Below are 25,323 nucleotides of genomic sequence, written 5' to 3' on the forward strand. Positions count from 1 at the left end.
GACGCAGGGAGACATTATTCCGTACGCTGCCCCGGGGTTATGGGCAACGTACGGGAGCAGAATACAAGCCTTGGTTACGAGTGCGGGATGCGCAATCGAAAGGCCGGTGCGGGCGCCCTCCACGCTATCACCAGAATTTCCCCTTCGCCTCGGTCGTCGCGCTTGCCCGCGCGTTTATCTTCGCCGACCTCGCCCGAACGGGCGGCTGTGCGACGAGTTATTCCTTAGTCGAGAAGGCCGAGAAAGCGTCCATGACTCGGCCGGAATAGGCGACCGCAGCGCCGGCGTTCATCGCAATGGCGACGCCCAGCGCCTCGGCGATCTCCTCACGAGTCGTGCCGAGGTCGATCGCCTTCTTCGTATGATTCGCGATGCATCCGTCACTGCGGGTGGTCACAGCTACCGCCAACGAAATCAATTCGCGCGTTTTAGCGTCCAGATGTCCCGTTTGAGCGTCGGCGGCGCAAATCTGGCGGTATCCCCCGATTGTCTCCGGGCTGGCCTCGGCCAGTTCTTTCACGGACCCGCTAACTTTGGGGAGAAACGACTTCCAGTCAATAAGCATGGGTGTGGTCTCCGTAGGAATATCATTTTCAGTGATAGGGATGACGACCTCTGCGACGGTATCGACGTGCCAGGATGAGTCGCTCTTTCATCTGAAGGAATCGTCGATGGCGAGATTACCATGATCGGGCTGGATATTGAGAAGAACGAATTTCAGATTCACGGCTTTGATACTGCCGGGCAGGTTCCCATACCGAACTGTTCCGGTGTCGCCCGAATGCTCAGGCCCGCCACGCCCGAATCGCGGCGTAGTCGCGCCTGCGCGCTCGGCCGGTGTACTTGCCCGTTGCCTTGACGATCACGACGCTGCGGCGATGTATCTCCGCAACGTCGCGGTATCGTTTTGGATTCGCCCGGGGCACCGGCGACGGAGTACACCGTTTCGAACCCGACGATATTTAAGGTGGCGCAACACGGTTACCGGCCGAAGGCTTTGGCTGATGACGCGACGAGCTCTGTCGGTGTTTGACAGTCAGCGATCTGGGGCAAAGGCAACGTTCAACTGAACGATCCAAGGATCGGACGATCACCTTCCGGCGATCGGGTGCTCACGCACCCACCAGCCGCATCGCCTTCATCGTCTTCTTGAAGCCCAGGATTCTCAGCACTCTTTTCGGTGGCCTGTACCTCCTCTGGCTGGCCTTCAAATCGGGACGCACTGCTCTTGCCACTGCAGCTACAACCTCACCGAAACGGGAACAGCCAGAGAAGTTGACGAGCCTGTACGCGCGAGGCGCGTTGCTGCATCTGACAAATCCGAAGGCCATACTCGTGTGGGTTTCGATTGTCGCCCTCTCTTCGAACAACTCGGGATCTGCCTACGGGGCCGTGATTCCAGGCTGTGCGGTCATTGGATGCCTGGTGTTCAGCGGGTATGCCGTCCTGTTTTCCATGGACTCAGTTCGCCGGCTATACATTCGGACCCGTCGCGCTCTGGAAGGATGCCTTGCTGTCGTATTCGGGGTTGCCGGGATCAGGCTTCTGGCATGGCCTTACAGATAGGGGCTCGGAAAGAGGCCTGACGATCTTGCCGGCCCTTTATGCCCTAAACTCTGTGCCCTTTCATTCATCTCCAGAGGAAGCCCTATGTACTCTTCCACCTTCATTTTCAGGGCCGGTCAGTACGACGAGGAATTCCATCGCCTCGACCAGGAGATCGCCGAAATGGCGCGTGCAATTCCTGGGTATCTGGGTGAAGAGACCTGGGAGAGCGCCAGCGCCGGATTGATCCAGAACGTCTACTACTGGGAGTCGGAAGACGCACTGCTGCAATTGATCAGGCATCCGACGCACGTCGAAGCGAAGTCGAAGCAGGCCCGCTGGTTGGACGGCTACCGGGTCGTCATTGCGAAGGTGATCCGGGAATATGGGGATGGCGGCCTCGTGACGCGCAAGGAAGATCAGCCTGCTTGATCGAAACCGCTCTCACATCGTGTTCGAGGTAGCGTGGCCATCTTGCCCCGATCCGTTGCGAACGTTTGCCGTTCGGGCATGAGTGTCCGATGAATTTCGTCGCCGGGACGCTTGCGCGCACGGTCTCGCACATGCGTTCATTCTGCGGCACGATGACCCAGCTCCGACGCCCCGCTAGAGACACCACCGACGCCTGTGCTCGACGGTCCCCCATTCTCAGCGGCGACGCGCGCTTCGGCCGCGAGGAAGTCATCTGGGAAGTTAATGTCGCGATGCCCGGGATGGTAGCCGGCGTTTTCGATCTGAATCAGCTGGGCGCGCACCTGCGCACGGGTAAGAGGTGGATTGTCTTGTTGGGCGAAGGAAACCACTGGTGCGGCGAGTGCGATGGCAGCAGCAGCGATTCGAATGACGGACTTCAAATGTTGTACCTCCTGGATTGTCGACCGCTGCGCGCAATACCGTTTGCAGCCGGTAACGACAGGTTAATTGGACCAAGCTTAAGGCCCGCTTAACGGGCGTCTAACGTCGCAGCGCTACTTGGCAGCTTGACGAAGGGAGCTCCCGGGATGACCGATCCGCACGGCGTTGATGCATGGAGGCGACGCTGTGCGCAATGCGCCTGCTGAACACCTACATGTGCTCAAGAGGGAACGGCGGCTCGATCGCATGCCGCTTCACGCTAATCCGTGAAGAATCCAAAAAAGACGGTTTCGCACTCTGCAGGGTACTGATTAGTCGCTTGTGGGTAGCTCCGTCAATCATCGATATTTTTGGCGAGACAATCTGCACGACCTTCCAATACGATAGCCCGCAGCATGTCGTGATCTATTGCGTGTGCGACGCGATCGTACTTACCAGTGACCGTCTCAGCCGCCAGCATCGCATTAATAACCGCTTCGTCGACTGCTTCGACAACCGCCATAAACACTGGATCGAGCAGATCATTGCTGACGGCGTCCAGCGTCAGACGCGGAGGCTCTGGTAACGAGCCAAAGGAGTTCGCCGTGGTGAACGCAAGAAATATGTCGCCGGAGTTGTTTCCAGATGGCGTTCCCGCACGACCGATGCCGATGCCAGCGCGCTTGGCGAGCCGTTCCAGTTGCGTCGGCATGAGCGGCAAGTCTGTCCCGATGATAGCGATGATGGATCCCCGTTCGTGAGGCCACCCCGCTGACTGTGCCATCCGTTCACCGACCGGAACCCCACAAACGCGAAGCCATGGCCGCAATCCATGATTCGCTTGAACTATTGCGCCAACGGTGTAAGAAACTCCGCCGATATCGATCCGGCGCGAAGAGGTACCCGTCCCACCCTTGAACTCGTAGGCCATCATCCCCGTGCCGCCACCAACATTTCCTTCGAGTAAGGCGCCTCCTGCAGCGGACTCGATGGCTTCGATGACGTCGCTCTCCGAGATGTGCTGCCCGCAGATGTCGTTCAACCAGCCGTCGTACGTTTCGGCGGCGACCGGTAGCACCCAGATGCCCTTGTCCAGTTGTGCCCTGAATTTCGAAACCATCCAGCGGGTGGTCGCATGCTGCGCCATCCCAATCGAAAAGGTATTCGTCAGAGTAATCGGGCCGGTAAACCAACCGGCTTCGCGAATCCAATGGACGCCTGTCATTTCCCCATTCCCATTCATCGAGAATGTGCCGGCCCAACTCGGATGCAGAAGCCGATCGCTCGGTCTGGGAAGTATTGCCGTCACCCCAGTCTGCATAGCGCCTGAACCTGTTGACAAGGTCTTGTAGCCCACCGTCACACCAGGCACATCGGTGATGGCATTGTTCGCGCCAGGAATGCCCTCGAATGGCAACCCCAAGTCCCGCGCACGGCGCTTTTTCGTATGCACGCAGTGTTCAATCCGGGATTCCTTGCTCATTTCTTCTCGCCTCCTTTCCAGCCGCTCTTGAGAAGTCGCTAGGTTCATCCAATGCAAAATGGTAGTCAAGTACCTTTTTGTTGAAATGGTGCTTTACAAACATTTTCGACCAGCATAGCTTATCGTTCGTGGTCCTTTTGGAAGGCTCGCCCGATGTCGAGTTACTTCCCGACATACGCTCCAGAGGAGAGTTCATGAAACCAGCAGTTGAAGTTCGCTCGATATCAAAGAGCTTTCTCGCACCCGGCAAACGGCATGTGTTTGCGCTAAGCGATGTCAACCTCGCCATCCCATCGGGAAAGTTCACGACTCTTCTCGGCCCCTCCGGCTGCGGCAAAACTACCTTGCTGCGGACAATCGCCGGATTTGAAATGCCCGATTCTGGTCGCGTCCTGATCGACGGCCAGGATCTGACGTCAGCGCCTCCTTATGAGCGACCGCTGAATACTGTCTTCCAGCACTACGCGCTGTTTCCCCATCTCGACGTTGCAGGCAACATCGCCTATGGGCTCGAGATTGCAAAGGTTCCGAGACACCTGATCGATCAGCGTGTTGGCCAGGCATTAGAACTGGTACGGCTTGAATCCATGGCAAAAAGAAAGGTTGCTCAGTTGTCGGGCGGGCAGCAGCAGCGAGTCGCTCTCGCCCGCGCCCTTGTCATGCAGCCCAAGGTCCTCCTGCTCGATGAACCGATGGCAGCGCTCGACCGGCAGTTGCGCAAGCAGATGCAGGTGGAACTCAAGCGTCTTCAGCACGAACTTGGCATTGCCTTCGTGTGCGTCACGCACGACCAGGAAGAGGCCCTGTCGATGAGCGACATGATCGTCGTCATGAACCGGGGGAAGATTGAGCAAGTGGGTAGCCCAAGAGAAATTTACGATTCACCCAGAACCGAGTTCTCGGCACGCTTCATCGGCGAGACCAACTTGCTACGCGGCAAGTGGATCGGGAAGCGCGACGGGTGCAGTCTTCTCAGAACGGAACGGGGAACCGAAATTCTCGTCGCCGGTGCGAGACCCGGCGAACACGCAGCCATCGCATCGCTGAGGCCCGAGGCCGTGGACATGGTGTTCGGGAGCGTATCGGACGGTCACTGCCTGCTCGATGGGATTGTGTCGGATCGTACCTACATGGGCAATTACACGCGCGTCGACGTCGACCTGCAAGGTGACCGGATCACGGTCGTCCTGAATGCCAAGGCGTCGGTTCCCGAGGTCGGCGCGCCGGTCAAGCTCAGCTATCACCCACGCGACGTTACTACGGTGTCCTTGCCATGAACGATATGACTTCCGTGTCCCGGGTCGCCGATCGCGAGCCGGATCCGCAAATCCGTCCACGGCGAACAGGCACCGCGACGACACTCGCCTTCCTGACGCCCGGCGTACTGCTGTTCACGCTGCTCTTCGCGGTGCCGGCAACCATCATCCTCGCCTACAGTTTCGCGACGCGGGATACCTATGGCGGCGTCATCTGGCATTTCGATCTGGATGCGTACAGTCAGTTTTTTGGCTTTCCGAACGCCGATCTGCTCAGGGACTGGGACTTCACCTATCTCAACATCGTCATCAGGTCCTCGCTGCTCGCCCTTTCGACCGCCATGGCCGCTCTGGTGCTGGCCTACCCCGCAGCGTGGTATATCAGCAGGCAGTCATTCCGGCGCAAGTATCTCCTGCTGCTACTTGTGACGTTGCCCTTCTTCATCAACGGTCTGGTGCGCATTTACGCCTGGATGCTGATTTTGCGATCGGATGGACTGATCAATCACGCACTGCTGGCGGTGGGCCTGATCGACAAGCCACTCCAGATGATCTATACGCTACCCGCAGTCGCCGCATCGATGGTCTACCAGTATCTCCCGTTCATGGTTCTGCCACTCTTCTCGTCGATCGAAAAGATGGACTTCCGCCTCGTCGAAGCATCGCTCGATCTCGGCGCCGGCCGGTTCACCACGATGCGACGGGTGGTCATTCCACTGACCATGCCAGGTATCGTGGCTGGCGTCGTTCTCGTGTTCATTCCCGCGCTGGGCAATTTCATCGCCCCAACGCTCATTGGCGGCGCCAAGGACCTGCAGATCGGCACGCTGCTGGCGCAATCCTTTCTTGCCGCCCGCGACTGGCCATTCGGATCAGCGGTGGCGACAATCCTCGGCGTCATCGTGGTTGCCTGTCTGTATCTGGTCGCCCGGGCTGAAGGCAAAACCGTTATGTCATCGACCGGCAAGGAGCATTGACATGCCAATCGAAAATGTCCTGCGCAGGGCGGGTTCGATCCTGCATCTGGCCATATTCTTCTCCTTCCTGTACCTGCCGATTCTCATGCTGGTCGCGTATTCGTTCAATGCGAACCCGGTCAGCATGATGACCTGGAAGGGCTTCACCTTCGACTGGTACCTGAGAGTTCTGGCCAATCTGGGTTTCACGCACAACGCATCCACGGCTGTCGGCGCCTCCGATCTGCAGTTGTATTCCGATCCCAACCTTGGGCGTTCTCTCATCAACACACTCATCGTGGCAGGTTCGTCCTCCACGATTGCGACGGTGGTCGGCACCCTCTCCGCGTTAGGCATTGCTCGCACCGAATCGCGCCTGAAGACGTTGCTGCGCTCCGCAGTCTATATGCCCATCGTCATACCCGACATTGTCCTCGGCATCGGCCTGCTGGTCATGTTCAGCACCATAGGTTTCCCCCTCGGGCGCCTGTCGGTCATTCTGGCCCATACAGTCTTCCTTTCCTCTTATGCCACGGTCGTCGTAGCCGCCCGTCTGGTTGGGATGGACCGTAGCCTCGAGGAAGCCTCCGCCGATCTGGGCGCACGGCCGTTGACGACGTTCAGGCGCGTCACGCTTCCAGGCATTGCGCCACCCATTCTCGCCGGGTTCCTTCTGTGCCTCGTCATTTCCTTCGACGATCTGGTTATCGCCTATTTCACGAGCGGCGTGGGATCGACCACCCTTCCCGTGTACCTCTTCGGTGCGATCAAACGCAACGTGTCTCCTGAGATCAACGCGGTATCGGTACTCATGATGCTCGCTTCACTGGCGCTGGTTACCGTCTCGCTATTGGTCCGACGCCCCGGTCGCTCGTTGGGAAAGACTCAGGACGCTCCGCTCCCATTTGCCTGAAACCATCAGGAACCCTCCCGGCTACTGTTTCGGTTGTCCTGGAGGAGATTTTTTCAACAACCTGTCAGCATCACTAACCGTTTTAAACGTAAGTCGACATAAGGAGAATCTCATGCGTTGGTTTTCTGGAGTACGTATGGCAGTGATAGGTCTTGCGATCACTGCCGCGGGGCATGCTTTTGCAGAGCCACAATCGCTACATTTGTATAACTGGACGGTTTATATCAATCCGGATGTGCTGCAGGATTTCACAAAGGAGACAGGTATAGCAGTCACCCTCGACAACTACGGCACCAACGAGGAAATGCTCGCGAAGCTTCAGGCCGGAGCCACGGGCTACGACATCGTATTTCCTTCGGTTTTCATGCAGAATATTCTGAGCAAGCTGGGTTATCTGCAGGACCCTCATCTTCGCTCGATTACCGGTTACTCGAACCTCGACCAGCGGTATTTCAAGGCAACCAGCGATCCTCAGCACGAAGTGTGCATGCCATATAACTGGGGCTCTACAGGGTTGATGTACAACAAGGCGTTGACGAAAGGCATCGATGTTACTTCGTGGAAGGTGGTGTTCGACCCTCCGCCCCAGCTGCGCGGCAAGATTGCCATGCTGGACGATGAACGGGAAACGTTGGGAGCAGCGCTCATTTACAACGGATTTTCCTTCAATTCTACCAATCCGAAGGAACTCGCGAAGGCCCGGGACACCATCAAGCACGCCAAACCCTACTGGGCGGCGATGCTGACCGACGGTATAGGTGACAAGGTGATCAACGGCGATTTTGCGATCGCGCACTGGTGGTCGGGTTCGGTTGCGCAAAGCGTCGAGACTGCTCCCGACAAAGTGGGTTATGTCATTCCCAAGGAAGGTGCGAATGGATTTCAGGAAGACATGTGCTTGCTGACCCAGTCGAAAAACACCGAAGCGGCGAAGAAATTCTTCGCCTACATGATGCGACCGGACGTCTCCGCGAAGAACACCAACTGGCTGCATGGTGGATCACCGAACAAGGCGGCGTTTCCACTGATCAGCCCGGCGTTACGCAATAACCCGAACATCTACCCGGACGCGGCAACCCTCAGCCACTTGTCCTTGCTCAGTGATGTAGGCGATTCCGTCAGACTGTGGGACACAGCCTGGACTCAGGTCAAAGCATCGAAGTAAGTGCTTTTGGGGCGCCGCGAGAGCAATAGTCAGCGGCGCACGAAATCACCAAAAGTATTCTGCAATGTGCGCACCAGCTCCGCGCGTTCGACGACGTCGTCACCAAGCGTGATCAGGCAACTTGTTACCAATAGATCCAGTAGCGCAGCGAGCGGCAAAAAGGAGTCCCATGTTCGCCAGCGCATGCTGGGAAGTACCAGTGATATATCGCTGTCTTCGTCAGCCCAGTTGCAATGAATATCGGTCACAAGCAGCACCGTGATGCCTGCCTCGCGAGCGAGTTTAGCCAGTGGCCGCGTCTTCGTCGCGAATCGCCTGCAGTCGATCAGAATCAGCAGCCTGTTCCTTGCTGAACTACCGAACATTTCCAGATAAGTGCCGTTCGCTCCATCCATGAACGTAATCCCGCCGCGGACATACTGCATCTGCTCGCTGAAATAGCGAGCGATGCCGGCGATGTTTTGAAAGCTGGCAACGAAGACCGCCTCTGCATTGGTGATCGTGCTCACAGCCTTATCCCACTTATCGCTGCGAGCCATTGCGGAAATTCCCCGCAAGACGTCGATTTGTTGTTCGATCAATTCGCTAACAAGGCGGCCCTCTTGCTGATCGCGCCGCAGATCCTCGATGCTTCCCGACAGCTCCCAAGCGGAACTCTTCGGCCCCCCCTTACGGCTAATTCGCTTCAGATCGTTCTTGAGCTCGTCCAGACCGTTGTAGCCAATGCGCCTCAAAAACCGCCCCACCGTCATTGGGCTCAAGTCCATTTTCTTGGCGATTGACGCTGCGGTTTCAAATGGAATTTGTTGGAGATTCGCCTCGAAATAGCGTGCCAGCAGTTGATCTGAATGCGTCTGGCGCGCTGCGTCGGAACTCAGTTTCTTAACGATTTGGTCGAACATATGAAATTTCCGGATGGCACGAATGCTTGCGCTGCTTTGAACAAGGTTCGTATGACTCCACGTGGACTCGCCGGTCCACAGCCGAGGTCTTTCTGAACGTTACGAATTGGTGTAATGCCACTGGCTACAAGCGGCATTCGATGCAAAATCAAGCGGGTTTCAAGAATGCGTGTTTTTTCTGATTTTCGCAAGACGATTTTCGACCACAACGGGGGCCTTAACGCCCACATGTGTCAATGCGGCGCCATGTTGAAAGGCCGTTGTGAAGGTCCATTCCGCATGTGACGAAGAGTGCTTCTTATTATCGCGTAGGCGCGGATTGCGCCCTGGGATCATTCAGTTTTGAAACTTACGTGGCTCACCGGCCGGCGCGTACGAGCGTCGCAACGAGCAGTATCGGCATCCAATGCATCACCATCGTGATTGGGCTGACGGCGACCCTTCAGTCGTTGTATCGTCAGCCAGTTCGCCCCGGCTGTTTGAGGTGCCGCCGTCCCTAGCCTGTCACGAGCAGTAGGCCGCCCCGCGTTTCGCTTCGCGGACGTCACCCGTGTGGTTCCGAGCGGAATTCAGCCGAAACGCTGCTGTGATGGTGAGGAGTGCCACAATCACAATCCCCACGAGGTATTCGGCGGTTAGCATGAGGCCTCCTCCTAAAAGCGTTACCGCCTCAAGCCAGCGGTTGTATAACTTCACGTAGCCCGATAAATGGCCGTCCAGACCCGCTCGGGCGCACTGCCCACGAACTGCCGATGCATAATCACGCCGCATCGGCCGCAACGGTAGTGCTCAATTGCCAGTACGCCTTCGCACTCACCGATACCGACCAACGTCATGTCACTGGCTCGGGACTGGTCAGCAGAGCATCCTTGAAGTTTGTCGCACTCGTCGCAGAGTTCCATGATGTCACCGCATCTGTGCTTGAACGGGACGGCGGTACTGCAGGATCAAGAATCGAGCCTGCGCGACCAGCCATCGGTAATCAATCTGAAAGCGGATAGCCGACATGCCGTGCCTCGCTCCTATTCGGCTATATGCAGTATTCTTTCCCTTCGGGCGCCAAGTCGGCCAGCCCGATGGTGTCAACGCTTGAATCTCTGGCATGTCCGAAAAAGAACAGCCCGCGTACCGAGCCGGGCCAAATCCATGCAGGGAAGCATGGAGGAGACGTGAAATTCATTCTAGGCCGCGCAATTCCGCATTGCAACACGGCGTTGAAAACAGCAGAAGTGGCGGCGAGATCACGCTTGTAGCGCCGGAGCCACGATGAACGCATGTCGTCCGGGGCCCGCAGGGGCGACTGTCACTGGTCGTCGTCAGGCGGCCGAGGATTGCGATAGGGGTGCTCAGTAATGGGCATCCCTTTGTTAATTGAGTTAGCAAGGTAATTCATCAAAAGAAATTTAGTATATGAAAACAATTTTCACCATGCGTCTCAAATTTCTTAAAAACTGAGACGCACGGTGAAAATTGTTACAAGAAATCCAGCATAGTAGTGACATACAGTGTTCTTTACTGACTCTACTTGCCATGATCGTCGAAACCAATAAGTGTGCGACAACTGAAATAAATTGCCCGTCGCCTGAAAGTACAAGAAACGTTTGCGGGAACCGCACGCTTACTCTGGTGTGGAATGCAACGACAATTCGCAAGCCCTCCGTATCCTTCCAACGCCGGCTGGAGGTCCTCGGTAGGTTTCGTGGGGAAGGCTTCTTCACGGTTATCACCGCGTTGGCTTTACTAGCCCTGACCATCGGCATGCTGGTCGCTAATTAAAGAATTGACAGACGCAGAGCGTCTCCCGTCCGCCTGGACGCTGGCCGAGCGAACTATCACGGGCATTCCGCTGTCGTGTTGTCGCCCTGAATGTGAGGGAATCCACCAAGCGCTGATCGTCTCTTATCCGCTCCCCCGAGTTCCAGATCTGGCATCTGGCGTTTTTCTTCCGTGGCGTCCGCACCTGCCTGTATCACATACCGGCAGCCAGTATTCTGCAATGTCCGTAAGAGACTGTTCCTGGATCGAGTATTAATCGCAATCGATCTTGCGCCGTTATCTGTACGTATTCCGTCGAAGCCCACCCTGCAAAGTGAGCTTTCGCGCCTTCTCCTACACATTGGTCAGCCTCGGGGTTCTGCTGGTACTCGCCGGAGCCCTGTCGGTTGTCGTGGTCTTCCTCAACCGCGGCATCATCCGCTCATTGGGCGGCGAGCCATCCTATGCCACCGATATCGCCAACCAGATAGCCAATAACGATCTGACTGCCGTAGTGAAGATCGCCCAGGACGACCGCTCGAGCCTGCTGTTTTCGATGAAGCGTATGCAGGAGCAGCTCACGCATACGATCAGCACGATCAAAGTTTCGGCCGACTCGATTGCCACCGCCACTCACCAGATTTCGGCGGGCAATCAGGACCTGTCGCAGCGTACCGAAGAACAGGCCGCCTCGCTCGAGGAAACTGCGTCCAGCATGGAGCAACTGACCTCGACTGTCACCCAGAATGCCGACAATGCCAGTCAGGTCAACCAGCTCGCAGCGCAGGCCGCCCAGGTGGCCGAACAGGGCGGCACCGTAGTGTCACGCGTGGTCGAAACCATGGATGGCATCAATGCCAGCTCGGACAAGATTGCCAACATTGTTGGCATCATCGAGGGCATCGCCTTCCAGACCAATATCCTCGCGCTCAATGCGGCCGTCGAAGCGGCGCGGGCGGGTGAGCAGGGTCGGGGTTTTGCGGTGGTGGCCTCGGAAGTGCGTTCGCTGGCGCAGCGCTCCTCGGCGGCGTCCAAGGAAATCAAGGAACTGATCCACGATTCCGTGGAGCGCGTGCAGGCAGGTGCCGGCCATGTGCGGGATGCGGGTGCGAAGATGCGTGAGATCACCCACGAAATCAGACGCGTGACGGGCATCATGGGTGAGATCACAGCCGCATCGCAGGAACAGAGCAAGGGTATCGGCCAAATCAACCAGGCCGTCACGCAGATGGACGAAGTCACCCGGCAGAATGCCGCGCTGGTGGAACAGGCGGCAGCGGCCGCCAGCTCGCTCGCGTCGCAGGCGAACGATCTGAAAACTTCCGTTTCGATGTTCAGGCTGAACGCCTCACGCGACGCCGAGGTCATCCACCATGTCGGGTAAAGGCACACGACGGCGACACCGGCGCGAGCCCGAGCGCTGGCGGCGCCAATCCCGAAGCGGCCCGCAGCGCAGCCTACCGGTACTTCCGCAACGGCGAGATCCATTTTTTGACGCGGGGTTCGCCGCTGCCAATCGAAGTAAAAATAGAACATCCCATTCCGGGAGTCCCGCTTCCCATAAGGAACAGCTATGAAAAGGTCGCAAACTTACGCCAAATTTTATTGATGTAAATTATAAACATTGCGCGTATTTGCCACTAAATTTGCTAATTCCTCAAATTTAGTGGCAAATACGTCCGAAATTTAGTTCGTTTGACACAAGCGGTTTCCAATCGATATACTAAAAACTGACTAATCGTTCGTACGCGACATCAGCGCCGACACCAACGGCGCTGCGCTCGTACGTTCGAGCCATCAACATCGCGAAAAGTCTCCAACTGCACCAACTGCAGGTCATAGCCGAGGGCATGGAAACGGTTGAGGAGCTTCTCTTTCTTCGTGCCCATCAGTGTGATGAAGGCTAGGGTTTCTACTTTAGTCCGGCGGTTCCCCCAGATGCATTCGTCGCCTTGCTAACTGGCGGTATCGCCCAGAACGTAACAACACGAGCGTGCCGAAATTCCGTTGATTGGCCCCTACCTGAGCCAGTTTTACCTTTGTGCGGTCGCTGGCACCCGAGCGGTCTTTCCACTATAGAGAAATGGTCCGCCTTTTGAGCGGCCGTACCCGCACGGTAACCAAAAGGTCTCACCATGGTGCAATTGCATAAACGGGTGTGGCAAGCCTGCAAAAACGGATCACGCAGTGTGGCCAACGACGCTGTGAAGAAGGGCCGAAAACTATTCCCACAATGCTCACCGCACCGGCAAGCGCCCTTGATGGGAAACATGACGCGAACTTCTCGACATTGGAGTCGGTTTCTTTTGACCGGAATGGCGATTGTGATCGTCGTGGAGTTGGCGTTGCTATACGGCGTGATGCATACACGGGAGCGATCAGATTTTTCAGAATCCGTCGCGATGTTGCGTCGCGTGAAGCAACTCGACGCCCAGTGGGAGTTAGATATCCTGAACGAAAAACTTGGCATAAACATGAGGGCCGACCCGGCTTCTAACCCGCCCACCGATTTGGTCGATCAGTGGACGCGAGTGCAGGCAGTCGAGGCCAGTCGCAACCGCGACGACTCCAGCGCGTGGATAGCGAGCGCCGCAGCCGTTTCGAAAGCCCTCTACGAAAAAGCCAAGCTCGTCGAGCAATTCAGGTTCCACAACGCGTCCCTCGAAATCGCTCTAAATTCGTTCTCGACAGTCGAAGACCGGATGCGGACTTCTCTCAGGGAAATTAAGGACACCCGTCGGAAGCAGGCAACGAAAATCGCTACGGACGTGAACGCCGCCGTGTTGGGTACCATGGAATATGCGCATTTGGCGTCTAGCGAAAGGGCCGGCAAGGTCAAGGGTGCTCTGGACGTTCTTGAGGGTGACGCGGACCGATTACCGATCGACCTGCAAAGCGCGGTGAACATACTTGCTTCTAGTGTCCGTGCGGTCTTGCGCGAGCAGCCAGCGGTGAACGCGACGCTGAACGAAATCGCCGCAGTACCGGTAGCTGGCCGTCTAGACACACTCACTGATATTTTGACGCGAGCGCAGCTACACGACAATGCCCGAGACAGACGCTCGAAGTTGTTCCTGATGATGTTCTCCGCGATATTGGCCGGCTTGCTGTTGTATGTCGGCAGCCGCCTGGTTCTCAGCTACGGTGTCATCAACCGCGCTAACAAGGCGCTCCATCAATCGAACGCATCATTGGAGCATCGGGTGCAGCAGCGCACCCGCGAACTGCAAGAGGCGCAAAGCACCCTGGTGGCCACCGCGCGTCAGGCGGGCATGGCCGAAATCGCCACCAATGTATTGCACAACGTCGGCAACGTGTTGAACAGCATCAACATTTCAGCGGACCTGATTAGCCACAAAGTTCGCGCCTCGAAATCGCAGGGGCTGGACAAGGCGGTTCAAATGATAAATGAGCATTCTGCGGATCTGGGGCATTTTATTACTCGCGATGCCAAGGGCAGGCTCCTGCCAGCTTACTTGAACCAGCTGACGGAGGCGCTACAGTCAGAAAAAAAGGGCATCGTCGACGAGCTCGTGCAGTTGACCAAAAGCGTTGACCACATCAAAGAGATCGTCGCCACCCAGCAGACTTATGCCGGCGTATCCAGCATACTCGAGCCTGTGCAGGTAACCGATTTAATCGAGGATGCCCTGCGCATGCAATTGGGGACACTCGCACTTCATCAGATCAAGATAGTGAAGGAGTACTCCCAAATTCCCGTACTTTTGTTGGACAAACACAGGCTGCTACTGATCCTGGTCAATCTGATAAGTAACGCTGGGCATGCGTTTTCTCGGGCGGTCGAGCGGACTCGCGAGATCACACTGAGCGTGGATATTACGGACAATGAAGAGTTAAGGGTTCGCGTGAAAGACGACGGCGAAGGGATTGCGCCTGAGAATATAACGCGGATCTTTGAACATGGCTTCACAACCCGCAGAGACGGCCATGGATTTGGCCTGCATAGTTGTGCATTGGCTGCCATGGAGATGCGAGGCACGCTGACGGCCCGCAGCGATGGACCAGGCAAGGGAGCGGTGTTCACGCTTCGGGTACCCCTGCATTTGACTGGGGACGAGGGATCAGTCACCGGGACGGTGATACAGGAGCGTTTCGCGTCCGGCGTTGATGGTTCTGTCGGGTAGCTGGGTGCGGTTACCCGCGTCCAGCCCTCTCAGGTAGGGTCAGGGAGCCGGCGCGCACCTGTAGGCTCAGGGGTGCCTGAGCGGTCGCTACGATGTACTCGCTGATTGAACGGGTCGCCTGAACGGGATCGAGTCCTATGCGTGGCTTGAAAGAACACTCGATCAGTTGCCGTCATATCCTGTCAACCGCGTGCAGTCTGGCTGCGACCAACTTCGGTCCTTTGTTCAAGTCCGACAGGCTCCTGGCTTGAAAATTTCCGCTCACAGCTTTCCCTCGGCGGCCATGCGCACGTAGGTTGGATCGAAACGCAACCTCACGTTCGTCTTAGACCCCGTTGTTACCCCGTGGTCGTAACTCACGCCCACTACATTCGCACTCGAAGCTCCATGACCGAGTAGTCCATGCCGGAACGAAAACTGCGCGATCAACGCCATGATCCTCGGCAGGTCCGGACTCGTGACGAACTCAAGTGCCTGTTGCGGTGTATAGAAAAGCGCCGTGGTCGCAAGCTGCCTTTTATACCCTGCGAGATCCGTACCAGAGGACTTCGCCATCGCCTTCAGGGCAGAGTGGCCTTGCGCCGTATCGGCCTTCATCATCTGTATCGTCTCAAACCACGCGCCGGTCAACGCTTTGCCAAGCGCAGGATTGTCCTTCAGCGTGTTCGTGTTGACCACCATCATGTCCATGATTTCGCCGGGGATCTGGCTCGAATCGAAGACTTCGGAAATATCTGGTTGAGCCTTCAGTTCAGCGAGCATGGGGTTCCACGTCACTGTATTGTGGACGGCGGGACTCGCGAAAGCGGCGACAATGCCGCCGTCCGACGTGTTGACGACATGGACGTCGCCCTCGCTTAGTCCAGCTGTTTCGAGCGCACGCGCGAGCAGGTAGTGCGAGACGGAAAACTGGACAAGGTTGATCTTTTGCCCCTTCAAGTCAGCGAGTGTTTTTCCCTTGCCTTTGATAAGCACACCGTCGTTGCCATTCGAATAGTCACTCACGATGAGCGCGGTGCTGTCGATGCCACTGGCTGCGGGAATTGTCAGCGCATCCATGTTGGTCATCGCGCAGCCGTCAAACTTGCCAGCCGTATATTGATTTATCGAGCCGACGTAGTCGTCTAATTCGATGAGATCGATCTTGATGTCGTATTTCCTTGCCCATTTGTCAATGATGCCTTGTGTCTTGGCGTAGCCCCAAGGCATCCAGCCGGCGTACAAGACCCAGCAGATCTTAAAGTCCTTTTGAGGTGCGGCATAAGCGGGGGTATGGGTGAAACTGGCAAGCACAAACGCCAGAGAAAGGAGGAGGCGTAGAGAGCGAAGCGAACGCATATGCATATAAGATCCTTGGTACGGTTATCGGCCGCGCAGCGTTAGCGTTACGGAGCAGCCGATCATGCTTGCAGCTGACCGACGGCGCGTAACCGCCTCGCTCGATGTCGCTTTGCCCTATGTTGCGCAGTGTCGTAATAATTGGCACGGCGGTAGGCGTCGCAGCGCTTCGGCCATGGTAAGTCGCTTACGATATACCACTGGTGAGCAGTCTTGCGAACGCTTCGGCCGCGATGGCCTCACTGAAATAATAACCTTGCCCTTCCTCACAGCCATGGGCCTGAAGGAACGCGCGCTGTTCCGAGGTCTCCACGCCTTCTGCAACCACTCGCAGCCCGAGGCTTTTGCCGAGATTGATGACGGCACTGACGATGGCAGCGTCCTCGGCAACAGTGGTGACGCCGCGCACGAACGACTGGTCGATTTTCAACGTATCGACAGGAAGCCGTTTCAGGTAGCTCAGGCTGGAATAGCCGGTTCCGAAGTCATCAACCGCGATCTTCACGCCCAGATCCTTGAGCCCGCGTAGAAGGGCGGTCGTTGCCGCGATGTCCTTGATGAGAATGCTCTCGGTAATTTCGAGCTCCAGTAGGTGCGGTTCCAGCCCAGTCTCGATCAGGGCCTCGCGAACCCCTTCCAGGAAACGCTCGTCGCGGAATTCCGATACAGAAACGTTGACCGCCATGGACAACGACGGGAAGCCTGAGTCATGCCAGGATCGTACCTGTCGGCACGCCTCACGTCGCGCCCACCGACCGAGCGATAGGATCAAGCCGCAATCCTCGGCAATCGGGATGAACTGCGCAGGAGGCACAAATCCCAAATCCGCAATCGGCCAGCGCACCAGCGCTTCGCCACCGGTAATTACACCTGACGCAAGATTTACTTTCGGCTGATAATGCAAGAGGAGTTCACGCTGATCCAAGGCCCTATGCAGGTTGCTCACCATGGATTGCCGCTCGCGGGCGCGGATGTCCATGCTCGGCTCAAAGAAGCAGAAGCCACCGCCTTCTTTGACATTACGCATCGCGGTTTCCGCGTTCCTGATCAGGGTTTCCCCGTCGTCGCCGTCATTTGGATAGAGGCTGATGCCAAGGCTCACGCTGATCTGGAGATCATGCTCAGCGATGCGGTCCGGCTTGCTCAGTGCCGCGAGCAGCTTCTCTGCAAGGCTGACCGTTTTCTCCGGATGCGTCACATCCTCAAGCACAACTATGAATTCGCTTCCGCCTCGATGGAATACGGGATCTGACATGCGCACGTTCGCCACCAAGCGTCTTGCCACCGACCGCAGCACCTCATCGCCCACCCCATAGCCCAGGGCGTTGTTGATGCGCTCGAGGTTATCCACGCCCACGCATATCACGGCCAGTTGTTTCCGGTGACGTTCGGACAAGGCAATCGCTTGCGGCAGCCGATGATGGAGCAGGATGTGGTTAGGAAGATCGGTCAGAACATTGTGCTTGACCATATGGGATAGTCTTAGCAGATCAAGTTTGCTTGTCTGTATGGTTTTCTCCAGATGGCTCGTTTTAAGCGCCGCGTCGTGCATCATCTGCCACTTCATGGTCAGCGCGCTGGCCATTTGGCGGATCTCGATCGTGTCGAACGGCTTCTTCAGGATAAGCAGCCGGTCGCTCAGGTCGAGGCGCTTCGACAACGCCTCCCAGGAATAATCGGAATAGGCGGTGCACAGCGCGATTTGCAACTGCGCGTCGACCTGCCAGAGGCGTTCAATGGTCTCGACGCCATCCCAGCCGGGTGGCATGCGCATGTCGACGAATGCGAGCGCATAGGGTCGGCTCTCGGCCAGTGCGCTGACCACCATGGCCAGACCTTCCCCGCCCTGGTAAGCCGAATCCAGTTCGAAGCCCTGTCGCTGCGGTGGGGCTTCGCCGAACAGTGCCGCCTCGGATGCGGCGAGCGACGCCGCCCTCTCCTCCTCCGGCCCCAGGATCTTGCGGAAATCCTGGTGAATTGCTTCATGGTCGTCGATCACCAGGATGCGACGGTTGGCGGTGCCGGGTGACATGTTCATGTCGCTCCTTCGCGGGCGAAACGCGCATCGTCGTTCCATGCATCCACGCCAATGACGCCGCGGCGCAGGAGCTCGCTGGCGCGACTGCCCTCGACGGCTTCACTGAAATAGAAGCCTTGCGCATCCACGGTACAACCCGATGCAACCAGAACGTTGCGCTGCGCCTCGGTTTCGACGCCCTCCGCGATCACCCCGACACCCACCTCACGCGCAAGATTGATGATGGCGCGGATCGTCGCTGCGCTGCGCGAGTCTTCCGTAGCGTTGTTGACGAGAGACGGTGTGATCTTGAGGTGATTCACACGATACGTCCGGAGATAGCCGATCGACGAGTATTCAGTTCCGAAATCGTCAATGGCGATCCTCACGCCGAGCTTACGCAGCTGTGGGAGCGCGCCGGCTTGTCCCCATTTCACCTGGGCCAGGGTCGCCTCGGCCACGTCGAATTCCAGATCGGACGGGACAAGACGCCACTTCGCGAGGGTTTCAGCGACGTCGCGTACCAGGTCGTCCCCGTATCTGAGCTGGGCGGCGGAGAGATTGATCGCGATTACCGGCAGGGCAATTCCGGCATCGCGCCAGCATCTCAGCTGCCGACACGCCTGATCGAGCACCCAATGTCCGAGCGCCCCGATGGTGCCGTTTTTCTCGGCGATCGGGATGAAGGCTGCGGCCTTGAGCAGGCCGCGTGTGGGGTGGTTCCAGCGGACCAGCGCCTCCATGCCGACTATCGTCCCAGAAGACAGCTCGATCTGGGGCTGGTAGTAAAGCTGCAGTTCGCCGGTGTTGATCGCCTTTCTCAGATCGTCGGCAAGGGTAATCCAGTCGAGTACTTGCTGGTCGAGATCATCCGAATGGAAATGATAACGGTTGCCGCCCTCCTGTTTGGATCGATAGAGCGCCAGATCGGCCTGTCCCAGCATCGCATCCGGTCCCGCGCTGTCCGGAACATATGGACAGATGCCGATGCTGACCGAGATGTGCACGTCATTGCCGCTCAATCGATAGTGAGAGGCCAGCGCCTCCTGAATCTTTCCCGCCAGCGCACCCGCATTCGCGGGCTCGCCCATTTCGCCCTGCAACACCGCGAACTCGTCGCCGCCCAGCCGCGCCACCAGGTCGCTTTCCCGCGTGCAGTTCGTGAGGCGGTGGGCGACCTCCTTGAGCAGCAGATCGCCCACCGGATGACCGAATAAGTCATTGACCGGTTTGAAACGGTCGAGGTCAAGATAGAGGACCGCAAAGGGGACCGCGCCGCGCCGGGCCGAGGCGAAGGCCTGTGCGAGTCGTTCGATGAACGTCGCGCGGTTCGCCAGACCGGTAAGTCCATCCGTGCGGGCAAGCTGGGCAATTTTTTCCTCTGCCGCACGGCGCTCGGTGATGTCGATGATGATCCCCTCGACTTCGATAAGCCGCCCGTGCGCATCGCGAACCGGGATATAACGGTTCTCGACCCAGCGATGAGCGCCGTCGCCGGTACGCAGACGAAACTCGATTGAGGCGCCTTCGGCATCCTTGTCCATCACGCGCGCCATCGCCGCGCCTACCTTGTCCCGATCGTCCGGCTCGATGAGCTTCTCCGCCCAGTCTGGCGATGCGAGCAACAGGGCAGGATCGTAGCCAAATTTGGTGATGTTGTGGGAGATGTAGATGAGCGGTAACGAGGGCTCGCCCCGCAGACGATAAAGGATCGTCGGGCTATTCTGGATGATGATGTTGGCGTCGGACAACGCCTTGGTTCGCTCCTCGACGGCTTTTTCCAGGCAATCCATCTTGAATGCCGCATCCCGCGTCATCTGCCACTTCACGGTTAGCGCGCTGGCCATTTGACGGATCTCGATCGTGTCGAATGGCTTTTTCAGGATAAGCAGGCTGTCGGTCAGGTCCAGCCGCTCGGACAGGGCTTCCAAGGAATAATCGGAATAGGCGGTGCACAGCGCGATTTGCAACTGCGCGTCGACCTGCCAGAGGCGCTCGATGGTCTCGACGCCATCCCAGCCGGGCGGCATGCGCACGTCGACGAACGCGAGCGCATACGGCCGGTTCTCGGCCAGTGCGCGGACCACCATGGCCAGACCTTCCTCGCCCTGGTAAGCCGAATCCAGTTCGAAGCCTTGTCGCTGCGGTGGGGCTTCGCCGAACAGTGCCGCCTCGGATGCGGCGAGCGATGCCGCCCCTTGTGGCTCCGGGTCCAGAATCTTGCGGAAATCCTGGTGAATTGCTTCATGGTCGTCGATCACCAGGATACGACGGTTGCCGGTGCTGATTTGCCGGGTCATGAAACGCCCTCCGCAAGCTTGAGTGGCAATTCCGGGGTGAACGTCGCGCCTTGGCCGACGCCCTCGCTGTGCGCTCGCAACGATCCGCCTATTTGCCTGGAGGTCAGCGCGGCGCCATGCAGGCCAAAGCCGTGGCCCTCCTTCCGGGTCGTAAAGCCATGGCTAAAGATCTTTGTCAGACTTTCCGCCTGAATCCCGACGCCGTCGTCGATCACCGCAAAGCCTGCGAGCAGTGAACCGCCATTCTAGGTATTCGTCATTTCATACGCATTATAGGTATACCCGGTTTGAAAATGGTGAACACCCTGTCGGGCCGACGACAACTGATCCACCTCTGGTTGCACCAGGATCGGGCTTGCGTCGCATGTCAGCATGCGGATCACAGCGGTGACGGGATGGCACGTTTTGAATGGACGTTTTTCATGGGCACCACCCTGGCGCAGCCGTTCGCTACGAACGTCCACCCCAGCAGCGGTGCCAATTCTGCTATTTGCTAATCGTAGGGTTCCCTGCGGCAGACCAACTGCGCTCATCGAGCGGCGACCAATTTGTATCCTTCCCGTCGATTCGCCTCATGCGTTGCTGCGCGTTTCCGGAGAGAACGGTCTCGGGTAGCGGACAAGCGAAAACTGTATCCGCGAGCGTATATTCCGACGCAAGCCTACCCACTGGCTGCAAAGCAGCAGTGTCAATGCGTCCGCGATCGAGCCAAAGCTCGTCGCGAATATGGAACCGGGTGACACGACCGATTACGACATGATCGTCCACCTCGCCAAACGACAATATTGTCTCCACCTTGCATTCCATCGCGACCGGCACACCTTCAACGCGCGGCGGACGCACCGTCACAGAAGGCGCCTTGGTCAGCCCGCAAAGTTCGAACTCGTCCGCCTCAGGCGGATGCTCGACGGACGTCAGGTGCATCTGATTTGCAAAGGGCAGCGACACGACGTTGATCACAAACTCGCCTGTCTCGCGCGCATTGGTCAGCGTATCTTTCAGTTGTGTGCGGCTCGAGCGAGGTTGTATCGTAAGGCTGACCATCGGCGGTTTTCGCGCTACTACGGTGAAAAACGAAAATGGCGCGATATTGGCGACGCCGTCCACCGACAGCGTGGAGGCCCAACCGATCGGACGCGGAACCACACTGCCAATCAGAATCTTGTACAACGCACTGCTATCGAGAGCATCCGGATCAATTTCCACGGGAATTCCCTGTCAGACTGCAGATTTTCAAAAACGGCCATGGCCGATCACGCAACGACGACACTTTCAACCGAGGATGACTTTCGGATAGCGACGCGGCTCCCGCCCTTCAAGAACGTCGCGGCCACGCGCCGTATCCGCATAGAGCCGTCCGTGAACGATCCGGCCATCGCGGACCTGGAACAGGAAGAGATGCTCGTTCCGCATCGAGTACCCATTGGTCGCTTTTGCTTGCGCAATCACGGGCACGATCACAAAGTCTTCCGCCTCGAGAATCGCCCGCGCGTCGTAATTGAAATATTCCCACTCGTGGTACACGTGCTTCCAGAACGCAAGGAATTCTTCCTTGCCATGATAGGTGCCACCATACGGGAGCGAGTCCGAAAACTCAAACGTGATGTCGTCTGCCAACAGCGCGACAAGGTCGGATTTGTCGTTGCGATCAAAACCCGTAAAGGCTTTCCGGCATGCTTCAACAATTGCTGAATGCTTCATGTCTCATCTCCTTTGATTGGAACATCACCATCACACAATATGAGCATATGCTCATTTTTTCGGACGAAAATGGCCGCAAAAACGTAGCAGCCATGTTCGCATAACGTTCCGTTTGCAGTGGGTTCTTCGATTGATCCGCCTACTGCGCTGCCAAACTCCCCTCGCCTTCTACCCACGGATCGAATCCGCTGCCAAGCACGTCACGCGGGGACTTACGTAAGCCCCCCAAGCACGAGAGAAGCAACTTGTTCGGGGCGTTCAGTCGCGACAAGCTCAGCGATTTGTGCCCCCATGCTATGCCCGACGAGCGCCACTCGGGAAAGGCTCGATTCGTCGAATAGCTTCTCGATGTCGGACACGGCTTGCGCCCGCGTGCACTTATCGTCCTCGACACGTCGCTCGCACGCCCTCCCGCGGATCTACAGCAACTGCCGGAATCCCGGTGTAATAAAGTGCTTTGATCAGTGGATTCCAGACTTCATGGCTATCGAGGAAGCCATGAACGATGACTAGTGCGTCAAAGTCAAGGGTACCCGGTCGCATCCCCCGATTCGAGGTTTGGCTAGCATCAAGGGCGGCCTTCATAGTCGGTCTCCTCCATCTCCACAGAGTACTTGTCGAACGTCAACGCGAATCATAATATGAGCATATACGCATATTGTAAAGACAGATATCAATCATGATCTTGTGCTCAGCACGGCGTCGTTCTGAACGAGTCTGTCGAGTGCCACTGCAATTCACCTGAAAACTGGAGAGAAATATGCCTGTATTCCATGCCCACATTCCTAAGGGTCGTTTTTCCAAAGAGCAGAAGATAGCGATGGGAAACGCGCTGAATCTTTCGCTCGTCGAAGCACTCAACCTTCCCAAGGGAGACCGCTTCATTGTTCTGAGTGAGCACGCCGAAGACGAGCTCTTCATTGATCCGACGTTCATGGGAATGAACCGCACGCCGAACGCGATGATTATCACGGTCCTGGTCGGCGCACACAGGCCGGCGTCGGACAAGAGCGCGCTGCTCGCAGCCATCATGTCGTCGAGGTGCCGCAGGCTTGGCGGATAGGGCACGTACCAGCGCACGCAAGTCAGGATCACGTCGAGCGGATAATGCAGGCGTTGAGCACTCGGCCCACCGCCGGATTTAACGTCTTCTTCGAGCTTTCAGTCGTTCATGTCATTCCGCGCATCATAGCGGTTCGCTTTATCGCAACAGAACCCAAATATGTTCCATCGACGTTGCGCGCCTTCATTGACTTTCTCGTCGCGCATTTTGACGGCACGGACTGCGAGCGCCGCTGGACGCAGCGGTGGCGATCGGCCTCGCGGTGCACTTCGCCTTCCTGGAAGGTCCTCTCTTATTAGAAACGAAGTCGCGCCACGAGCATCCAAATTTGGGGGTTCGGCCCGTTCTGTACGGATGACCGAGGCCACCTCAATGTTGCATTTTGGCATGCATGAACAGCAGGAAAATCTGGACGAATTGATAAAATGCGCGACGATTCGGTTACCAGATTTCATTTGGTATCGCCTAAATTGGGCTCCAAGAAATGGGCCAAATCACACGCAAGGGTTCCGGATTGAACGCGCGCTTATAATTTAATATCTTTCGATAAGATGCCACGGCACTACAAAACTCTTCGTTAATGTTGCAGTCGCAGGCGCGTTTTATTCCACGTTTCGCAATCAGTGCATAGTGAAAACAGTCCTTAAGCGCCCCATTCTGATCCGCGCAACCGAAGATTGGAATGGTGCGGGATTGTTTAAATGTCGGCGCGAAAGCGGTCGACGCGCAAGTAGACTCGCCTGCATATAAAAATTCATTTGCGGAAACGCATGACGACATCGCCACCATGGACGGAGATAACATTTTGCGTAAACTTGTCTTTACGATCAGACTAAGATTAATGTTGGCGTTTGGTGCGTGTACGACATTCATGTTCTTCGTCGGCCTGCTGGGAATACTCGCGCTGCGACACGTCGAAGCGAGCGCTGATTCACCCTACCGCTGGTTTCTAGCAAGTCTGATCGCGCTTTCCTGGGTGGGATGTGGTGTCGCGATCTGCAGCGGTCTTCATATCCAACGGCTTGTTTGCGGCAAGCTGGACCGAATGGGCAGAAAATTTGAGGAGATTTCGAAGACGCTCGATTTATCGAAGCGGTCGTCGAGTCCGAGCATGGACGAGTTCGGCCGCTCTGCTGTTGCGTTCGACAAACTGATGCGTCGTATAGAAGAGACCGTGTCCACTGTGCGCTCATCCAGCGATTCGGTCGCCACGGCTACACGTGAAATCGCTGCCGGAAACTTTGACTTGTCTGCTCGGACCGAAAAACAGGCTTCGTCGCTAGAGAAGACGGCATCAGGCGTGACGCAACTGACCGAGTCAGTCAAGCAGAGCGCTGACAACGCGAGCCACGCCAAGGCGCTGGCCATGGAGGCCGCCGTCGTCGCAACCACAGGCAACGATCTGGTTCAAGCCATGGTTGCTACCATCGAAAGAATTGGTGGTAGTTCGAATAAGATATCCGAAATCACGGGAGTCATTGAAGGAATAGCATTCCAGACAAATATTCTTGCGCTCAACGCCGCCGTAGAGGCTGCCCGTGCTGGAGAACAAGGAAGAGGTTTTGCAGTTGTGGCAAGTGAGGTCCGTAGTTTAGCTCAGCGCTCTGCTTCTGCAGCGAAAGAAATCAAGGAACTGATTGCCTCATCTGTAGCGACGATTCAAGATGGCTCACAACAGGCGATTGAAGTCAGCACTGCCATGAGGGAGATTGAAAGTGCTATCAAACGTGTTTCCGATTTCATCAGTGAAATCGCGGGCTCATCGGAAGAGCAGAGTCGTGGCATTGAACAAATAAATCAGGCCATCATTCAAATTGACCACGCGACGCAGCAAAACGCAGCGCTTGTGGAACAGGCTGCGGCGGCCGCGCAGTCGCTTGAGGAACAAGCGACCAACCTGAACATTGCGGTTTGTTCATTCAAGCTCGCGGATAAACTGTAATTTCCCTC

General features: G+C 56.9%; 19 protein-coding genes and 3 pseudogenes. 10 read left to right on the forward strand and 12 right to left on the reverse strand.

Features of this window, described 5'->3' with window-relative positions; all coding sequences use genetic code 11:
- Nucleotides 1-217: 217 nt before the first annotated feature.
- A complete protein-coding gene (locus tag P3T22_RS19595) occupies nucleotides 218-565 on the reverse strand; it encodes a carboxymuconolactone decarboxylase family protein (RefSeq protein ID WP_063496451.1) in 348 nt (115 codons plus the stop codon).
- Nucleotides 566-1,134: 569 nt separating this feature from the next.
- Between P3T22_RS19595 and P3T22_RS19600 the strand changes: the two are divergent.
- Nucleotides 1,135-1,566: pseudogene (locus P3T22_RS19600) on the forward strand (LysE family translocator); the annotation flags it as partial.
- An 84-nt stretch (nucleotides 1,567-1,650) separates the two neighbouring features.
- Nucleotides 1,651-1,977: an antibiotic biosynthesis monooxygenase family protein gene (locus tag P3T22_RS19605; protein ID WP_063496453.1), complete on the forward strand. Its 327-nt coding sequence runs from the start codon at nucleotides 1,651-1,653 to the stop codon at nucleotides 1,975-1,977.
- Between the two features lie 137 nt (nucleotides 1,978-2,114).
- On the opposite strand, the gene P3T22_RS19610 is transcribed toward P3T22_RS19605, so the two are convergent.
- Both P3T22_RS19610 and P3T22_RS19615 read right to left on the reverse strand, forming a co-directional pair.
- Nucleotides 2,115-2,399 (reverse strand): DUF4148 domain-containing protein, encoded by a 285-nt coding sequence (locus P3T22_RS19610; RefSeq protein WP_082855062.1) that lies wholly within the window; start codon nucleotides 2,397-2,399, stop codon nucleotides 2,115-2,117.
- Between the two features lie 335 nt (nucleotides 2,400-2,734).
- Nucleotides 2,735-3,862: a P1 family peptidase gene (locus P3T22_RS19615; RefSeq protein ID WP_063496455.1), complete on the reverse strand. Its 1,128-nt coding sequence runs from the start codon at nucleotides 3,860-3,862 to the stop codon at nucleotides 2,735-2,737.
- 194 nt (nucleotides 3,863-4,056) lie between these two features.
- Between P3T22_RS19615 and P3T22_RS19620 the strand changes: the two genes are divergently transcribed.
- The 4 genes from P3T22_RS19620 to P3T22_RS19635 all read left to right on the forward strand — a co-directional run bounded on the left by P3T22_RS19620 (nucleotide 4,057) and on the right by P3T22_RS19635 (nucleotide 8,152).
- Entirely contained in the window at nucleotides 4,057-5,139 is a 1,083-nt protein-coding gene (locus P3T22_RS19620; protein ID WP_063496456.1) for an ABC transporter ATP-binding protein, read from the forward strand.
- 14 nt (nucleotides 5,140-5,153) lie between these two features.
- Nucleotides 5,154-6,095, forward strand: a complete 942-nt coding sequence (locus P3T22_RS19625) for an ABC transporter permease (RefSeq protein ID WP_429325874.1) — start codon at nucleotides 5,154-5,156, stop codon at nucleotides 6,093-6,095.
- 1 nt (nucleotide 6,096) lies between these two features.
- Nucleotides 6,097-6,987 carry an ABC transporter permease gene (locus tag P3T22_RS19630; protein WP_063496457.1) on the forward strand — a complete coding sequence of 297 codons (891 nt, stop codon included), beginning with the start codon at nucleotides 6,097-6,099 and terminating at the stop codon, nucleotides 6,985-6,987.
- Between the two features lie 112 nt (nucleotides 6,988-7,099).
- Nucleotides 7,100-8,152 carry an ABC transporter substrate-binding protein gene (locus tag P3T22_RS19635; protein WP_429325875.1) on the forward strand — a complete coding sequence of 351 codons (1,053 nt, stop codon included), beginning with the start codon at nucleotides 7,100-7,102 and terminating at the stop codon, nucleotides 8,150-8,152.
- 29 nt (nucleotides 8,153-8,181) lie between these two features.
- Here P3T22_RS19635 and P3T22_RS19640 read toward each other — a convergent pair whose 3' ends face one another.
- Nucleotides 8,182-9,054, reverse strand: coding sequence for a MurR/RpiR family transcriptional regulator (locus tag P3T22_RS19640; protein ID WP_063496459.1), 873 nt, complete (start codon nucleotides 9,052-9,054; stop codon nucleotides 8,182-8,184).
- 2,101 nt (nucleotides 9,055-11,155) lie between these two features.
- Between P3T22_RS19640 and P3T22_RS19645 the strand changes: the two are divergent.
- Nucleotides 11,156-12,193, forward strand: a pseudogene (locus P3T22_RS19645) (methyl-accepting chemotaxis protein); the annotation flags it as partial.
- Nucleotides 12,194-13,124: 931 nt separating this feature from the next.
- Nucleotides 13,125-14,954: a DAHL domain-containing protein gene (locus P3T22_RS19650; RefSeq protein WP_429325876.1), complete on the forward strand. Its 1,830-nt coding sequence runs from the start codon at nucleotides 13,125-13,127 to the stop codon at nucleotides 14,952-14,954.
- Between the two features lie 261 nt (nucleotides 14,955-15,215).
- Here P3T22_RS19650 and P3T22_RS19655 read toward each other — a convergent pair whose 3' ends face one another.
- The 7 genes from P3T22_RS19655 to P3T22_RS19685 all read right to left on the reverse strand — a co-directional run bounded on the left by P3T22_RS19655 (nucleotide 15,216) and on the right by P3T22_RS19685 (nucleotide 22,669).
- The gene (locus P3T22_RS19655; RefSeq protein ID WP_429325877.1) at nucleotides 15,216-16,298 is read right to left on the reverse strand and encodes a putative urea ABC transporter substrate-binding protein; all 1,083 of its coding nucleotides are present in this window, start codon (nucleotides 16,296-16,298) and stop codon (nucleotides 15,216-15,218) included.
- Nucleotides 16,299-16,479: 181 nt separating this feature from the next.
- On the reverse strand, nucleotides 16,480-18,330 hold the full coding sequence (locus P3T22_RS19660) for a GGDEF and EAL domain-containing protein (RefSeq protein WP_063496461.1): 1,851 nt from the start codon (nucleotides 18,328-18,330) through the stop codon (nucleotides 16,480-16,482).
- Nucleotides 18,327-20,609: a GGDEF/EAL domain-containing response regulator gene (locus P3T22_RS19665; protein ID WP_063496462.1), complete on the reverse strand. Its 2,283-nt coding sequence runs from the start codon at nucleotides 20,607-20,609 to the stop codon at nucleotides 18,327-18,329. The genes P3T22_RS19660 and P3T22_RS19665 overlap by 4 nt, the downstream gene beginning before the upstream one ends.
- Nucleotides 20,606-20,824, reverse strand: coding sequence for an ATP-binding protein (locus P3T22_RS19670; protein WP_063496463.1), 219 nt, complete (start codon nucleotides 20,822-20,824; stop codon nucleotides 20,606-20,608). Before P3T22_RS19670 ends, P3T22_RS19665 begins: the two co-directional genes overlap by 4 nt.
- 271 nt (nucleotides 20,825-21,095) lie before the next feature.
- Nucleotides 21,096-21,815 carry a flavin reductase family protein gene (locus P3T22_RS19675; protein WP_429325878.1) on the reverse strand — a complete coding sequence of 240 codons (720 nt, stop codon included), beginning with the start codon at nucleotides 21,813-21,815 and terminating at the stop codon, nucleotides 21,096-21,098.
- A gap of 66 nt (nucleotides 21,816-21,881) precedes the next feature.
- Nucleotides 21,882-22,310 (reverse strand): nuclear transport factor 2 family protein, encoded by a 429-nt coding sequence (locus P3T22_RS19680; RefSeq protein ID WP_063496465.1) that lies wholly within the window; start codon nucleotides 22,308-22,310, stop codon nucleotides 21,882-21,884.
- Between the two features lie 212 nt (nucleotides 22,311-22,522).
- Nucleotides 22,523-22,669 carry an alpha/beta fold hydrolase gene (locus P3T22_RS19685; RefSeq protein ID WP_429325879.1) on the reverse strand — a complete coding sequence of 49 codons (147 nt, stop codon included), beginning with the start codon at nucleotides 22,667-22,669 and terminating at the stop codon, nucleotides 22,523-22,525.
- A gap of 401 nt (nucleotides 22,670-23,070) precedes the next feature.
- On the opposite strand from P3T22_RS19685, the gene P3T22_RS19690 reads away from it, so the two are divergent.
- Complete coding sequence (locus P3T22_RS19690) at nucleotides 23,071-23,373, forward strand: tautomerase family protein (protein ID WP_082855067.1); 303 nt, start codon at nucleotides 23,071-23,073, stop codon at nucleotides 23,371-23,373.
- Here P3T22_RS19690 and P3T22_RS19695 read toward each other — a convergent pair.
- A pseudogene (locus P3T22_RS19695) lies at nucleotides 23,334-23,443 on the reverse strand (IS6 family transposase); the annotation flags it as partial. The gene P3T22_RS19690 and the pseudogene P3T22_RS19695 overlap by 40 nt on opposite strands.
- Nucleotides 23,444-24,055: 612 nt before the next feature.
- On the opposite strand from P3T22_RS19695, the gene P3T22_RS19700 reads away from it, so the two are divergent.
- Nucleotides 24,056-25,315 (forward strand): methyl-accepting chemotaxis protein, encoded by a 1,260-nt coding sequence (locus P3T22_RS19700; protein ID WP_429325880.1) that lies wholly within the window; start codon nucleotides 24,056-24,058, stop codon nucleotides 25,313-25,315.
- Nucleotides 25,316-25,323 lie beyond the last annotated feature (8 nt).

Source organism: Paraburkholderia sp. GAS348 (genome assembly GCF_050434205.1).
Classification (GTDB): Bacteria; Pseudomonadota; Gammaproteobacteria; order Burkholderiales; family Burkholderiaceae; genus Paraburkholderia.

Bases quoted from the DNA above. Each gene is read 5' to 3' on its own strand.
- P3T22_RS19700 (WP_429325880.1), top strand. From the start codon at position 24,056: ATGGTGCGGGATTGTTTAAATGTCGGCGCGAAAGCGGTCGACGCGCAA.
- P3T22_RS19665 (WP_063496462.1), bottom strand. From the start codon at position 20,609: ATGACCCGGCAAATCAGCACCGGCAACCGTCGTATCCTGGTGATCGAC.
- P3T22_RS19635 (WP_429325875.1), top strand. From the start codon at position 7,100: ATGCGTTGGTTTTCTGGAGTACGTATGGCAGTGATAGGTCTTGCGATC.
- P3T22_RS19615 (WP_063496455.1), bottom strand. From the start codon at position 3,862: ATGAGCAAGGAATCCCGGATTGAACACTGCGTGCATACGAAAAAGCGC.
- P3T22_RS19655 (WP_429325877.1), bottom strand. From the start codon at position 16,298: ATGCATATGCGTTCGCTTCGCTCTCTACGCCTCCTCCTTTCTCTGGCG.
- P3T22_RS19640 (WP_063496459.1), bottom strand. From the start codon at position 9,054: ATGTTCGACCAAATCGTTAAGAAACTGAGTTCCGACGCAGCGCGCCAG.
- P3T22_RS19620 (WP_063496456.1), top strand. From the start codon at position 4,057: ATGAAACCAGCAGTTGAAGTTCGCTCGATATCAAAGAGCTTTCTCGCA.
- P3T22_RS19605 (WP_063496453.1), top strand. From the start codon at position 1,651: ATGTACTCTTCCACCTTCATTTTCAGGGCCGGTCAGTACGACGAGGAA.
- P3T22_RS19595 (WP_063496451.1), bottom strand. From the start codon at position 565: ATGCTTATTGACTGGAAGTCGTTTCTCCCCAAAGTTAGCGGGTCCGTG.
- P3T22_RS19630 (WP_063496457.1), top strand. From the start codon at position 6,097: ATGCCAATCGAAAATGTCCTGCGCAGGGCGGGTTCGATCCTGCATCTG.
- P3T22_RS19660 (WP_063496461.1), bottom strand. From the start codon at position 18,330: ATGAACATGTCACCCGGCACCGCCAACCGTCGCATCCTGGTGATCGAC.
- P3T22_RS19650 (WP_429325876.1), top strand. From the start codon at position 13,125: ATGGCGATTGTGATCGTCGTGGAGTTGGCGTTGCTATACGGCGTGATG.
- P3T22_RS19680 (WP_063496465.1), bottom strand. From the start codon at position 22,310: ATGAAGCATTCAGCAATTGTTGAAGCATGCCGGAAAGCCTTTACGGGT.
- P3T22_RS19690 (WP_082855067.1), top strand. From the start codon at position 23,071: ATGCCTGTATTCCATGCCCACATTCCTAAGGGTCGTTTTTCCAAAGAG.